Raw genomic sequence first — 15,284 nt, forward strand, 5'->3', positions numbered from 1 at the left:
AATTTTGGATTTTAGATTTTAGATTTTGGATTACTGGCTCTCTAGAGACAGCAGCCCAAGCATCTTAATTCCCAGTCTGGAAACTAGAACTAAGAAGAAATTGAATTCATTTTGAATTTTGAATTTTGAATTTTGAATTCTTGATATCCTTGCCAACGTCCCCGCCAAGATGCTAGCAATTTTTTCCCTGCCAACTGCCCTTGACTAGGTAAAAATCTCAGCCATTGTACTAAGCCCAAACTATCGCATGTACCGACGAATATTGCCCAAAATAAAAATACAATCCGGCGGATAAATGGCAAATGCTCTAGTAAAACTAAGGTTTCATTATGGACTAAATTAATAAAGGCAATTTCATTAAAGTTATTTCGCTGATCTTCATCAAAACGTTGTGCTGGATAGTGATCTACAGCAACGTTTGGATCGTAAATTATCTTCCAACCAGCCCGCTTTAATGTCAGAGTAAATGCCATTTCAAAGTGTACCTGCGCTCCAGTACCACGCATCCGCTCGTCAAAGCGTAGTTGTCCGATTGCTTGGGTACGAAAACTCATGTTTACGCCCTTGAGAATATCCACTTCACGGGGTTCTCCCACTCCCAGATGATGGTTGCCAATGACTCGCCCAAACCACTGCAACTGTCCCACCACTGGGCGGGATTCGTCTTCTAATTTGCTGCCGTGATGTATCCAATCACGCCCACCCAGACCGCCGAGGCGACTATCTGAAACAAAGTAAGCAGCGATGCGCTCTAACCAATCGGGGTGAGGTGCGGCATCATCATCAGTAATGGAAACAATATCGCCCTCCACTGCTTCTAGTCCGGCGTTGAGGGCTGCTACTACCCCAGGTTGCGTCACTTTTATGGTATGCAGTGGCAAATTCTCCGTGTTTAGTTGCGCCAGAAATTGCCAAGTTTCTGCATCCGTATCGCGGACAACCACTATCACCTGATCAACTGGTTTAGTTTGCTCCTGTAGCGCCAAAAGGCAGCGTGAGAGGTCTTGTGGACGGCGATAAGTCGGTATCAGAACGGTGTTCCGCATTCTTGCTTAACTCCTCGAATAGATCCACATAAGTTTGTGCCATAGTAATCCAGCTATGTTGTTCTGCCACAGAACGAGCTGCTTGACTCATCTGTTTCATCAGGGCAGAATCCCTTACCAAGGACATCATCGCCACAGCCAAAGCATCGATATCATTTGAGTCGGTTAAGACAATGCCACATTCTGGTGTCACCAACTCTGCACCCCCGGTAGCTATGGCAGTAATTACTGGTAGTCCTGAAGAAAGTGCTTCTAACAATACGAGGCTACAAGCTTCATATCGGGAAGGAAAAATAAATAAATCTACTGACCGCATAATTTCGGGGATATCACGGCGAAATCCGACAAAATGAACGCGATCGCTTAACCCCAAGGATGCCGCTAGTTGAGGGAAGGGACTGCCTTCGATATGACCTACCACCGCAAGATGTAAATCGGGAACTTGCACCAAGGCGTGTAGAACTGTATCTAAATTTTTTCTAGGTGTGCGGATGTCTCCGGCGAACATCGCTAAGGTGACATTCTCCGGTAAACCTAATTTTTGGCGATTGCTTTCACCGGGGGTAAACTCTTCTAAGTCTACTCCATTGACAATTACCCGAATCCGAGAACGCGGTACACCAATGTTGACTAATTCTTGGGCTATCTTTTCGGATACAGCCACCACAACCTGGGCTTTTTGGAAAGCCTGTTTTTCCCAACGGGCATTAAAAGCCGTAAATAGCCATTGGTAGAAACCATATAAATCGCGGCGATCGCGGGAAATATGAACAGGCGATCGCAACCATGAACTGTGGACAAAATGTACAGCATTCACATCAGCCGCAGCCAGATTAATTGCTCCATTGACTTTAACAAAATCAATATTAGAGCGATGTTTACGTAACCAATCTGCACTTTTTCGGGCAAATATAAAATTACGCACAAATTCCGTTGGATAGCCTTTAACTGGAATTTTAATCCAATTAACTTGGTTATTATTTTCTAGTTCTGGTGCGACTTCACTAGCTAATAATGTCAAATTATGACCACGACGAATTGCTTCATTAGCAACCTCATAGTTTACTCGTCCCTGACCATCACCTTTTTTGATTTTATGAGTAACAATACAAATTTTCATCCAATATCTTCCTTAGTAATATAAACTCACATACAAGTGCAAGCCAATAATTAAAAATATTCTTGTTTTTATTCTCTCTGTGTCCTCTGCGTCTCTGCGGTTAGTTTAAAAGATAACTTTTATAACTTAGGTGCAATTCCTCGATTACTTCGATATTTTCATTAACTTATTAGCTAAAAAACGCGGAGTAAAACTCAGACCAAATGCCGCCAGAGTTCGGACATTAAACTTTTGTTTTTTCAAGGTCTTCCAAAAATAAGGACGTGATGCTGCTATCTGTTCACTTCGTAGCAAACCAATTCCAAAAGTGGTATTAGCTTCTAACCATTTCTGTTGAAAAAAAGTTCTAAATTCTTGTAGACGAGCATCTTCCATAAAGACTTGATAACAAAACATTTCGCTTTTAGCTTTGCGGAGTTTTGCCTGCACATCTCGACTACCACTGAGCATAGTATCAGTTTGCTCATGGGCACGATATCGCGTCAATCTTTCTGGATAATAGTAAGCGCCATGACCAGATATACAGCATATATAAGCTAAATATAAATCCCACATACCGCCAACTTCTGAGGGAATACTATCCCAATTCACAAAATTATTGCGAATCACACAAGATGCTGCGGTAGGTATGCTTTTATCTACCAATCCAATTTTGTGAAAAGGTTGATGAATTCCTTTTGCTAGTTTATCTCGCTTATAACCACGTGTATTTTCTTCAGTTCCAACATCATTAATTATGCCATCAGCATCTATGATATATTGATCACAAAAAGCGATAATTAAATCAGAATTTGCTTCGAGTGGTGGTACAAGCTTTGCTAAAAAATCTTCATTCCAGATATCATCGTCATGGAGACTAGCAACATATTTACCTTGCGCCATCTTGAAGCCATGTAGCTGATTAGCTAACATACCTACATTTTGTTGATGTCGCCAAAATCTGATGCGTGAATCACCAAAAGATTCGACAAGTTCTTGGGGATTTTCTGAACTACAATTATCAGAAATAATAATTTCAATATTTTGATAAGTTTGTTTTATAGCACTAGCGATCGCTTGCTTGAGATACTCTGGTCGATTATAGGTGGGGATAATAACGCTGACTAAAGGTTGTTGGGATTCTTGATGCAATGACATATTTTTCTCTCTTTATATTTCATAGATAAAAGATGCACCATTTAATATGTTGACCAAACTAAACTTTATTTAGCTTGAGAAATGCTATATATTTTTTTAGCTTTATCAGGAAATTGAGCTATTGTTTTTGCATAAATTTTTCGGAGATTATTTACATGAGTAGCCATTGTAAATTCCTTCATCAATAAAGCATGTCCTTGTTCACCCATATATCGGCTTTTTGGATGATCTATATACAACTCATTAATAGCATCAGCCAGCTTTTGGATATCATTAGCTGGAACAAGAATACCTGTTTCTCCATCTTGTAAATGTTCTGGAATCCCTCCCACTGCACTAGCAATTACAGGTCGGTAACGAGCATAAGATTCTAGAGTTATAAGACCAGCAGGTTCAGGCCAAACACTGGGAAAAATAACTGCAAAACACTGTTGATAAAGTTTATTTAATTTGTCAGCATCGCACCAACCATGCCAAGTAATCCGCTTATTCAATCCAAGGGTATTTGCTAACTTTTCTAAGCGTGGTCGTTCCCAACCTTCACCTGCAATATCAAGTTGAATTTTCGGGTCTGTATGTATTAAGGTTTTGAGTAACCATTCCAGACCTTTATCAGAAACAATCCGTCCAGCAAACAAAATTCTATGATTTTGATGGACTTCTAAACTCAAAGGTGTTGTTGCTGTTTGTGGTATAGAGATTCCACAGTGTAGAGTTACAGTTTGTTCTGGAGGTACACCATTTTTAATTAACTCTTGCCGGACATATTCGCTATTAGCAATAAAAGTAATTTTTATCTTTTTTAATACATCCAAAAACTCATGAGTGGTTTGCAGTTCTTTAAGGGTTCTTAAGGGTTTACGGCTACCACACTTATCTACTAATTTACCCCAGGTACATCCTACGTAAGAAAAGTTGCGATCGCAGACTGTCTGTTGCCCTGCTAAATACTTTGTGCCACTGGGACAGTATAATGAGTGATTATGAACACTGAAGATAGTCGGACATTCGCCTGTAAGCTGCAATAGCAAATCTGGACTGTGGATGTGCAGCAGTTTGAACTGGCTTTGATCGATATTTTTCAGTGATTTTAACACGCGATCGCTAATATCAGGTGGTCGATGTTCAAATAGAGAAGCTAAATAAGTTTCAACACCTCCGCTTCCACCGACATTAAAATTGGAGCATTGATAAATCAGGTTTTGGTCAACTATCTTCTGATACATATTTCTGTTATTGTTAATACCGTTTCTTTGTGAAGCTGCGCCAAATCTCTTAATTTCTTATTTATTGGCGTACTTGGCGTACTTGGCGGTTCGTTCTTTATTTCTTGTAGCGCATCTTTATACAGAATTGGTATAAGAATAGAGCATTAATTTTAAACATTTATTTGTAGAGATAATAAGTATTTAAAATCCTGTTTTTTTACTAGTTCACAAAACTACTGATACATAGTTATAGATTTACGGCTGTAGAGATGTACAGCCGATAAATATGTTGCAAGTACTTTGGTAATTGGATATTATTTCTAATCCAACGGTCTTACTTCATACTGCATTTGATGATATTTCCAAAGCTTACCTTTGAGTTCCAAGAGTTCTTGATATTTACCTTGCTCTACTATCCGTCCCTGTTCTAAAACTACAACTTTATCTGCCTTAGAAATGGTAGAAAGACGGTGAGCGATCGCAATTACTGTTTTACCTACAGATAGCTTTTCTAAGGAATCTTGAATTAATCGCTCAGATAGTGAATCTAAGGCACTGGTTGCCTCATCTAAAATCAAGATTTCTGGGTTCCGCAGTAAGGCACGTGCGATAGCAATTCGCTGCCTTTGTCCTCCAGATAATCTAACACCTCTATCTCCCAATTGGGTATCAAAACCTTCGGGCATTTCCAAAATAAATTCTAATGCGTTCGCTAGTTTGGCTGCTGCTTGAATCTCATCATTAGTCGCTTCTGGAGTCCCGTAACAAATATTCTGCCAAACATTAGTATTGAAGATAAAAGTATCCTGACTGACGACAGCTATTTTGCGACGTAAGGAGTTAACTTCAAACTGCCGTACATCAACTTCATCAATGTAAAGATATCCATCTGTAGCATTATAAAAGCGGGGAATTAAATCAGCAAGAGTTGTTTTACCAGCACCAGAGGCTCCAACTAATGCCGTCATTTTTCCCTTTTCAATCGTCAGAGTAATATTATGCAAGACTAGATTTTCTTCATCATAGCCAAAATCCACAGATACTAAATCTATTGATCTTTTTAATCCCTTGAACTCAACTTTGCCATTTTGAAAGTAATATTTATCATCGCTTTTCAACAGGTTTTTAATGTTGTCTGCTGAACCATGTAAAGTACTAAGATATGCTCTCGTGCCATTAATATCTTGAACAAATGGGATGAAGCGAAATAGCACAAAGAAAAAGGTTAGTAAAGAAGCAACTTGTAGTGTCCCGTTGGTGACAAGGCTAGTGAAAGCCAAAATAATCATTCCGATCAATACTGTAGTCGCTACCCCTTCGGCAATTGGCTTTACAAGTGTCCAGGTAAACACAACTTTTGTTGTCGTACTTATTACCTTATCACTAGCTTTATAGTAACGTTGACGCTCAAATTCTTGAGTACCACAGGTGTGAACAGTACGAATGCCATTAATAAATTCTATGGCTGTTGATGTAAAATTAGCATTAGCAGTTGTCATGCCAAAACTTGATTCTCTGACTCTAGCATTCAGATTTGACAACCCTACGCCTAAAAGTGTGAATAGTAATGCTGATATCACTGTCAGTTGCCATGATATCAAAAACATTGATATTAAGTAGACAAAGGTTGTTAGTCCTCTGGTTACTAAAAATGCTCCGCCACTGAAACCCTGTCTAATCCTTTCAATTTCTGTGGTAATTGTGTTGATTAGTTCACCAGAACGAGTTTTGGCAAAGTAACTGAGTGATAAGGATTGTAGTTGTTCAAAAATTTGCTTACGTAAGCGATCGGCAAGATGTAGTTGAGATAATTCAGTATAAACTTGAGAAAAATAATTGAAGGCGGCACGTAACCAAGTACTCAATAAAATCAGCAAAGATATACGGTATAAACGATTAATTGCTGATGCCTTAGCTCCCAAAATCCAAATATCAAACCAGCCTATTCCTGTTTGGACAGGTTGAGCGTTGGGGCTGGTTAAACTTTGCAAGAAGGAAAGTAAAAAACCAATACTCACGCCTTCAAAGGTTGCTGCAAAAATTGAAAATATTAGAGCTAAAATTGCAATTTTGCGAAAGTGTTTAAATTCTCGCAATATCAAATAGTTGTCTTGCCAGAAGCTAGTAGCTTTGAGCAGATTACTGAGTGGTTGTGGAAGATTCAAATTCATGAATTTTATAATAATAGTTTGGCAAGGTAGATAGACCGCTATAGATCAATACGGTTCGGTTAAGGATTAACTATTTGTCAAAGTGATTTTTTTTAACGAACCGCAGAGGCACAGAGGACACAAAGAAAGAGAAGAAAGAGAAGGAAGAGAAGGAAGAGAAGCTTAACTGAACTGTATTGTGCTATGTATTCTATGTGAGCAATTTTTGTTTGAGCCTCAGTGCGGTAGATCAAATGATCAATTACCGCACAGATAAATTACAGTGTTTGGCTATCTAGATGTAACAGATGGGACTGTGGTTCTACTTCCCATGAAGCTGTAATTTCTGGTAGTTTATTTAGCTGTACTGCATCTTCTAAAGTCCAATAACAAGATCCGGTCAAACTTATGTCACCCCGCAGAACGTTAAATAACTGTGGCAAATTGTCAAGACCGTATTTATGCATCCAACGCCCTAATGGTGTGATGTTGTGCTTTGTAGTTGTGCAAAACTTAATCGCCCGAAAAAATTTACCCCGTTCTCCAACACGCCATTCACGACAAAAAAGTGATCCTGGTGAATAAACCTGCATTAATACAATCAATCCCAATATGACTGGACTTACTAATAGCAGCAATACGCAAGCAGCAATCCAATCAATTAGTCGCTGTAATTGTCTCCAGGGTTGGTTAGGCAGTTTCTTACTAGCGGGTAAGCTGAGAAATATTGGTTTTTGAGCTTCTTCACAAGCATCTGCCCAAAACCTGAGCAAAGTTTCACCCAGTTTGGGATCGATGCTTACCAAATTTATAGGAGAATGTTGTAAGCATTCTACTAGCGATCGCTTATTATCTAATGCAGGTAGATATGGTTGTTTAACTCGTCCAAGCGGCTTCACCAACAACTTACCCCGTCGCCACTGGAGTGTGCAGTGCCCAGAACGATTAGCTTGCTGTTGCTGGGTTACATCATATAAATTCTCTAGAGTTGGAATTATTGAAGTTGCCATAAGTCTTTGGGATTATACAGGAGTGAATTGCTGAGGAGTTATCAAAGGCTATCAATGCCAAAGACCCAAATCCAAATCTTGTTGTAACTCCAAAAAATTGGAGATAATTGAGGGCAAAATATGTTATTATTTACCACTCAGCCAAGCATATATTGTGCAGAATTCTGCTGATGTAGAGATGTACAAATTAGACAGATACTAATTACATAGGTCGCAGTCACCGAACAAGGTAAAAGTAAAAAGTTAAAAGGCAAAAAAAAGAAAAAGAAAAATGGTTTGAGAACAACTAAATTTATTTATGGGGATTATCTTTTTGCTTTTTACTTTTTACTTCTTAACGCTACTATTAACATTCATGGGTAAATCATGATTTTCCGGGAACTACTGACAGTAGTAAAGTGTAGAGGTAAATTACCCATGAATTTATATCTATGTTTAATTAGGCTGAGGTGTTCATGTGTCGATAGATTGCACAAAATTAGTCTACAGTTGTGTTCTAGCCTTTTTGAAGGTGCTTTAATCTCTAGAATATAAGACTATGTAGAAATAGCGATCGCTCAAATAAATTCTTTATTTACTCTTTAAACGAGTCAGTGATTTCTCTGAAAACCAATAAAGATAGCATAAATATACTTAATTTTTCCTGATTGCAACAAAATGAAATTTTGATTACAAATACGAAACGCAAAATCCCCGACTTCTCTAAGAAGTCGGGGATTTATTATCTAGCGATACTAGCTACTTTTCTACAGCTTGACGTAGAGCTAATTGCTGTTGTTTGATATTGGGTACGTAATTAATACTAGAGTTTGATACCCCATTAGCTACAACCCCAATCAAATTTAACTTACTCAGCATGGCTGTCGCTTGAGTAAGCTGACTTCGTGTCACAATACCAATGCTCGCCACCATGACCACACTACGACAAGATGATGCAGTCAGCATGGCATCTACTAAGCCGAGAACTGGCGGAGCATCTATGAGTACCAAATCATAGTTTTCCTCAAATGCTGCCATTAATTGCATCATCCGTGGGGAACTCAACAGATTCGCGGGGTCGGCAGGTTTGGGGCCAGCAGTCAAAATATCGATGTAGGAGGAACCTGAGTATTGAAGACTAATTTGGTTGGGTAGAGTTGTATCACTCGCCAATAGAGTTGAAAGTCCCTGTTCATTAGGAAGATTCAGTTGTTCGTGCAAACTGGGATCGCGTAAATTGGCATCAATCAGCAACACCCTTTTGTGTAAACGGGCAGCACTCATTGCCAAACCCAGCGCCAAAGCTGATTTCCCCTCATCGGCTAAAGCCGAAGTGATCATCAAAGATTTTAAATTAGTAACAGTATTTAAAAGTTCAATGTTTTTGTAAATCAGATCCAGTGATTCCCAACGCGGTGGAGATTGCAATACCTGAATTGTCCAGGGGGCGAGAACTTCTGGCTTGCCAAAAGGCAACTTGATCATTGATTCTTTGGGTTTGGCTGGCGGTAACTTGGGGGTTGTTCCCAATAACGGCATGGCCATTTGCTTCTCTAATTCAGCAGTGGTGTGAACTGCATCATCAGCTGATTCTCGAATAAAGGCAGCAATACCTCCTAACATTAACCCAACTACACCACCTAACAACAAGTTTTGTTGGAGATTTGGGCCTAATTGTCCGCCTTTTTGAGGTTCTTCTACCACTTCCCAATTAAATCCACCTTTAGAAAGTTCTTGCCGTAATTGCTGTTCTGCTCTTAAAAGTTGCTCCAACCTTTCACGACTAAATTGCAACTGTGGTAGCATCCGATTGTAATAAGCCAACAGAGGCGGGAAACGTTTGATTTCAAAACGCAGCTCGTTTTCTTTCTGAGCCAAAGTTTGATCGCGAGCAGTTAAAGAAACTATAGTGGTCTGCGTTTCCACTAGCTGACCAGCAAGGCTGAGATCAATTTGGCCAAGTTGTCCTCGTTCGAGGAGAGAATCTCCAGAAGTGAATGCACCAGAGGACTTTCCGCCTAAAGTTCTTCCTACCTCTTGTTGCAATAATTCCTTCTGTCCTTGGAGTTGTTCTTTGAGCTTTTGCACACTCGGAGTTTCATCTGTAAAGCGTAAGCGTTCTTGTGATAGTGCCAGTTCGCTTTTTTGAATTTCGTTCAGTAAGCTTTGATAGCGAATAGACTGACTCAAACGAGAAGCAACTAGAGCATTTTGAGGAGAACGGTTAAGTTGTTCTTCTAAAGATTTTTGGCGTGCCAAAGCTTCCCCATACTGGGCACGAGTTGTTTGTCGTTCTTGGGCAATATTGTTCAAAGCTGTTTCAATCGCTTTGGCTTGTGACTCTGGATCGATTAAGTTTTGATTTCTCCGAAATCTTTGTAAATTTGTCTCAGCTGCGTTTACTTCTTCACTGGCTTTACTTAACTGTTCCCTGATAATTTGCAGACCTTTTTGTAAGCGTGAATTCTGTTGTTGTTTATTATATTCCACATAAACTTGGCGAATTGCACTCAGAACTTTTTGGGTCTTTTCTGGATCTCCAGCAGTGTATTCAACTTGAAAGATTTTTGTAGCGACATTATCTTCTTTGCTCCTTAATTGAGTTAAGACCAAAGAAGCTTTAATTTCACCTGAAGTTATATCTGGATAATCAGATTGAAGTTTATCAACTGCTTTTTGGATAAGTCCTGAACTTTGCATCAAGTTAAGCTGGGTGGCAGTATCGATGACCACATTAGAGTCAGTAAACTGATTGTCTACCCCAGCACCTTCCGCTTTACCTTGATAGTTAGGTTCTACTAGCAGTTGCATTGAACTTTTATAAGTAGGTTTTGTCTTAACAGTTACTACGCCTGCAAGAGCTATGGAAGTAATTAATACTGCTAAAAACCAAGGGAATCGCCGCACAAGCACGGCAAATAATTGTCCGTAACCTGCTTCATTTTCAGAGGTTGGAGTTATATGAGGATTTAGACTAGCTTGAACCACTTTTATTATCCTTGTCTTCGAGATTTACGCTAAGAGATAAAGAAGAATTCAGAATTCAGAATTCAGAAGTCATAATGTAATCAGTAGATAATTTAAATTGGTCACTGGTTGAAGACTAGTAAATATTGGATAAAACCAGTAAAAGTAAATTTAACCTATGATTTCGCTAGTTTGGCAAAATTCATGCTGTTAGCGGTAGCGGGGCGTTTAGCCCGTTCTGAATCCTGAATTCTTTATTATTTAAAGATGCACGCCACAAGCTTGATTAATTATTTGATCAACCTTACCAAAGAAGGCATTCTCTGAGAAATTTGCTACTGCATGATTACGGATGCGATCGTAATCCCAATAAATGCCGTTAGCTTCTAGTAATGCAAGTTGTAGAGATTCGGGTGTTTGTCTTTTGAAAAAGACTCCTGTTTCACCTGGGATTTGAGTATCTAATACTCCACCTGCTCCGTATGCAATGACTGGTGTGCCGCTAGCATTAGCCTCTACTGGCACTAATCCGTAGTCTTCTAAGGCTGCGACAATAATAGACTTGGCTTTGGAAAACAAGTCTTTGCGGGTTCTATCACTTACGTGTCCCAAGAACACAATATTTTGTAATGCTTTGGATTTTAACCGTGCTTGTTCTGGCCCATCACCAGATATTAATAACCGCCACCCTAACCAATTAAAAGCTTCGACTATTATATCAAGTCGCTTATAACTGATCATCCGGGCGGAGGCGAGATAATATTCATCTTTTATATCTGAAAAAACAAATTTACTAGTATCAATTGGATAGTTCACCATCATTGCCTTTTTGCCATAGATATTTTCAATCCGGCGGGCAACAACACTAGAGTTAGCAATGTAAAGATCAGGCTCCTGTGCATATTTCAGGTCTACCTTTCTCATTAATTGAAATACTTGTTCGATTAAAGGAGCAAAATATCTATAGTCTCCGTACTCTCTTAAATAAGTTGCTGTATCCCATAAAAAACGGGTGACGTTATGACAAAAACAAATGTGGCGAGCCTTAGGGTTTTTTCGTACTGCTTTGGCGAAGCTGGTGCTACTACTAATAATTAAATCATAGTCTTGCAGATCCAAGGCACGAAAGGCAGGAAAATATAGAGGAGCCATTGACCTAAAATATTTTGCTGCACCAGGAATCTTTTGTAAGAAGGTTGTATTAACGATGCGATCGCCTAGATCGATAGTTTTTTGGGGATCGTACAAAGATGTGAAAATATCTGCTTCAGGATAGCGCTTACAAAGCAGTTCAAACACACGCTCTGCCCCACCTCGCTGGGTTAAATAATCGTGGACGAGAGCAATTTTCATGAATTTGACCTAAAGTTTCGATCAGGGTTGTTTAAACGCTCCCCAGCAAGTTACTATCAACAACTTTAGTGTCCCGCAGTTAAATCGGCGGTTAGAAACCGCGTCTACACGAGGCTTTACCCACCTCCGTGGGTTTCAAACCCTCAATTTTTACTTAGTCCGCGCAGGCGGACTTTGCTTGTGTAGCCGCGAATTCTATTCGCCCTGTCTCTACGCCCCTACAGCCAATTCATTTGTGGCAAATATTTTTGAAACCGATATTAGGGACTTCCAACAAATAAATTATCCAATCTTGTGGGGTGGGCATCTTGCCCGCCTTTGGCTATGGGCTATCGTGTCGCCCACCCCACAAGAAGTAGTTGAGTATTTTTTTATTTGTCAGTCCCTTATCCAACCGCTACTAAGATTTTTTCTGGAGCGAAATAGGTGTTTTGCTCAGATCGTAGTTGGTCGCAAAGTCTGCCTTCGGGTAATTCTACATCCTCATAAGTGAGGACTTGATCTTTAGAAATATCTCGTTTGAGGCGGCACCCTTCAGCTAGACCGATTGGTAGAAGATTTTGCTGTTGGACGATATCGGAATTTTCACATTGTCCGTAGGTCATGTAGTAGCCGATGCCATCTAAGGTTTCTCCTGCTTTCAGGTCGATTTTGGCAGTGGTGACAACATCTACTAGCGGGCCTGCTAGTGGAGACATAACGGCATCACCGAAGAGAACAGCACGCGCTACGGACAAGGGAACTTCAAAATGACAGAGGTGATAAGGAGTATAGAAGCTGTAAAGCGGGCCTTCGCCTAATTTGTATAAGTTGAGATAGTGCTGTTGCTTGGGGTCGTCGTGAGTGGCAAATACATATACGCCTGGGCCTGGTTTTGCTCCAACTACATAATCGACAATGCCGCCCAGTTCTTTGAGTTGTTCAACATCATATATATGGGCCATTTCATCGACATAACCATTGAAGTTATATCCCAGCATTCCCCGTTTGGCAACTTTCATGCCTGTGGCATTGGCAACGATCGCTTGCTCAAAGGAAATTTTAGTTCCATCAGCGAAGCTAGCCACCATGTGGGGCTTTTGACCCCAACGTTTAGCAAATCCTTCCTGGGTGGTGGGATTGCGATAAGGGTCTTGGAGTCCTTTAATGTTACCGCATAATAAGGGAGTTAAACCAATGCTTTTGACAAAGCGGTAAAGGTTCATTTGCACCCCTGGCTGATCGCCATCACAAGCGCTGAGAATAACGCCTGCTTTGTCGGCATACACTTTCAGGATGGGGCCAATGGTGCCGTCGAGTTCGGCATTCATCATGATCACATGCTTGCGGTGGGCGATCGCTTCCATAACGATGTGAGCGCCAAATTCCACTGCACCTGTGACTTCGATTAATGCATCGATCCCTTCAGCCCGACACAGTAATTTAGCGTCTTCTGTGACTGCATATTTACCGTTAGCGATCGCATCTTCTAATTCGCTGACAGTTGCAACAACTTGAATATCTTCAATTCCGGCTTCCGAATAAGCTTGTTTTGCTGCATCAATCTGGCGATTGGAGATCGCAACTAACTCCATTCCTGGCACTGAATTGACAATTTGGTTGGCAATTCCTCGACCCATGAAACCAGCACCGATCATTCCCACCTTGATAGGATTTCCTGCTGCTGCTCTGGCTCGTAAGGCGCGATCGATAATAATCATGAACTAAACTCCTTTTTGGAACTGTTTGTTGTGTTACAAATTCGCGATATTTTTGCACTTAATAATTTATTACAGCTAAATATTAAGTACATTTTGTGTTAGCGACATCTTAAACCAAGCGACTAGAAGTCGCGGCTACACAGGCAAAACCCACCTCGGTGGGTTTTAAACCCTTAATTTTTCCTTAGTCCGTGTAGGCGGACTTTGTTTGTATAGCCGCGATTTCTAATCGCCAGGGCTAAATGCTAACCAGTTGTTTGCTAGATGTCTGTTTTTTCTGGCTGTGATTTTCGATAATTTGCTCCACAGCATTTCTGTAGGCTTGAGCAAACTTTTCTTTAGTATGATTTGCTCTTGCGTATTCCCATGCTTTCCGAGACATCAGTTTTAGGTCTTCAGCAGGTAAATTGGAAATACTTCTAACTTTCGCCTGAATTTCTTCAAGGGAAAGGTTATCGAAAATGACACCAAAATCATGAACATCCACACCAGATTCATAGCTTAAAATCGGAATTAACCCGGCTTGTAAGCTGGTGATTACTGCACCTGCCTGTCCTTCAGAAACAGAAGGATAAACAAGTCCCAAACAATTATTTGTAATCTTTAAAAAGTCAGGGCTACTAACATCAATCCAACCATAAGTATGAATGTTTGGTGTTTCGTATAGTTCTTTATAGAAAGCTTGCTCAAACTCTTTGTCATTACTTACTGGGCCACAAACTGTTAAATGGTATTCCGGCATTTGGGCAAAGGCATCTAAAACTAAGTCTAATCCTTTGAGAACTAAAGCGCTACCACCAAACCAGATAAAATTCTTTCTTACCGCTTCAAAGTCTTTCTCTTCAGGAGAAGGATAAACGAGTGACGAAGAAATGGGAATACGATACATTGGTTTGTTCGCATATTTGAATGTATCAACTGTAAAATCGTTGCCCAGTACAGTAGCGTAATCGGCATATTCAATTCCTAAGTTGGGCGTTTCAAATCGCTGTGGACGTAAGGTAATTCCTCGGCGCTGTTGAAGTTCTAGAAGTCTGTTGCATTCTGCTGCATTGCGAAAAATCATATTAGCAATGTCAACGTGGAAAATCTTAATGCAATCTTTATTCAGTTTTGGTGCAAGCGCTTCTAGACGATGACGGATATCAATGAAAAATGCGTAGTCTTTTTGAGGAACGAATTTATCATTGTGGAATTGGATAACATCAACGTTATAGCCCAGGTCTAAAAAAGTTTGGGCGATTAGTAGACATTCCCAGTTCCAACTCTGATCATTGGGGACAGTCTGACCTGGTTTAATGAGAAATGGTTCAATCCGATAAGAAAGAAGTACATTTCCTTTAGAAGGCTGTTTAGGCTTTAGGGAAACAACCTGTAAGGTCTTAGCGTAATTGATGCGAGCTTGGACTTTGTTGGAGACAAATGAGATAGTATTTCCAACACGAGATAGAATATTATTTGGCATTTATTTCTACCTAAGTTAATTATTTTTTCATACAGAATTAGTATGAAGATGCACCAAACTATATGAGGAACGAACCCCGAAGGGCGCAAAGGACACAAAGAAAGAAAGAAAGAAAGAAAGAAAGAAAGAAAGAAATGGATATCAGATGG

10 protein-coding genes are annotated in these 15,284 nt (G+C 40.0%); all 10 read right to left on the reverse strand.

Features of this window, described 5'->3' with window-relative positions; all coding sequences use genetic code 11:
• Nucleotides 1–89 precede the first annotated feature (89 nt).
• Nucleotides 90–1,046 (reverse strand): glycosyltransferase family 2 protein, encoded by a 957-nt coding sequence (locus V7K76_RS23905; RefSeq protein WP_334778147.1) that lies wholly within the window; start codon nt 1,044–1,046, stop codon nt 90–92.
• Complete coding sequence (locus V7K76_RS23910) at nt 964–2,166, reverse strand: glycosyltransferase family 4 protein (protein WP_334951328.1); 1,203 nt, start codon at nt 2,164–2,166, stop codon at nt 964–966. Before V7K76_RS23910 ends, V7K76_RS23905 begins: the two co-directional genes overlap by 83 nt.
• Nucleotides 2,167–2,310: 144 nt before the next feature.
• Nucleotides 2,311–3,303 (reverse strand): glycosyltransferase family 2 protein, encoded by a 993-nt coding sequence (locus V7K76_RS23915; RefSeq protein ID WP_334951326.1) that lies wholly within the window; start codon nt 3,301–3,303, stop codon nt 2,311–2,313.
• A gap of 65 nt (nt 3,304–3,368) precedes the next feature.
• Nucleotides 3,369–4,529, reverse strand: a complete 1,161-nt coding sequence (locus tag V7K76_RS23920) for a glycosyltransferase family 4 protein (RefSeq protein ID WP_334951325.1) — start codon at nt 4,527–4,529, stop codon at nt 3,369–3,371.
• A 302-nt stretch (nt 4,530–4,831) separates the two neighbouring features.
• The gene (gene hepA, locus V7K76_RS23925) at nt 4,832–6,682 is read right to left on the reverse strand and encodes a heterocyst formation ABC transporter subunit HepA (protein WP_334778142.1); all 1,851 of its coding nucleotides are present in this window, start codon (nt 6,680–6,682) and stop codon (nt 4,832–4,834) included.
• Between the two features lie 257 nt (nt 6,683–6,939).
• Entirely contained in the window at nt 6,940–7,671 is a 732-nt protein-coding gene (gene hepC / locus V7K76_RS23930) for a heterocyst development glycosyltransferase HepC (protein ID WP_334778141.1), read from the reverse strand.
• A 738-nt stretch (nt 7,672–8,409) separates the two neighbouring features.
• A complete protein-coding gene (locus tag V7K76_RS23935) occupies nt 8,410–10,638 on the reverse strand; it encodes a GumC family protein (RefSeq protein ID WP_334778140.1) in 2,229 nt (742 codons plus the stop codon).
• Between the two features lie 240 nt (nt 10,639–10,878).
• Nucleotides 10,879–11,970, reverse strand: a complete 1,092-nt coding sequence (locus V7K76_RS23940) for a glycosyltransferase (protein ID WP_334778138.1) — start codon at nt 11,968–11,970, stop codon at nt 10,879–10,881.
• Nucleotides 11,971–12,356: 386 nt separating this feature from the next.
• On the reverse strand, nt 12,357–13,670 hold the full coding sequence (locus tag V7K76_RS23945) for an NAD(P)H-dependent oxidoreductase (protein WP_334778137.1): 1,314 nt from the start codon (nt 13,668–13,670) through the stop codon (nt 12,357–12,359).
• 238 nt (nt 13,671–13,908) lie between these two features.
• A complete protein-coding gene (locus tag V7K76_RS23950) occupies nt 13,909–15,135 on the reverse strand; it encodes a glycosyltransferase (RefSeq protein ID WP_334778136.1) in 1,227 nt (408 codons plus the stop codon).
• Nucleotides 15,136–15,284 lie beyond the last annotated feature (149 nt).

The sequence above is a fragment of the Nostoc sp. genome, assembly GCF_036917975.1.
Classification (GTDB): Bacteria; Cyanobacteriota; Cyanobacteriia; order Cyanobacteriales; family Nostocaceae; genus Nostoc.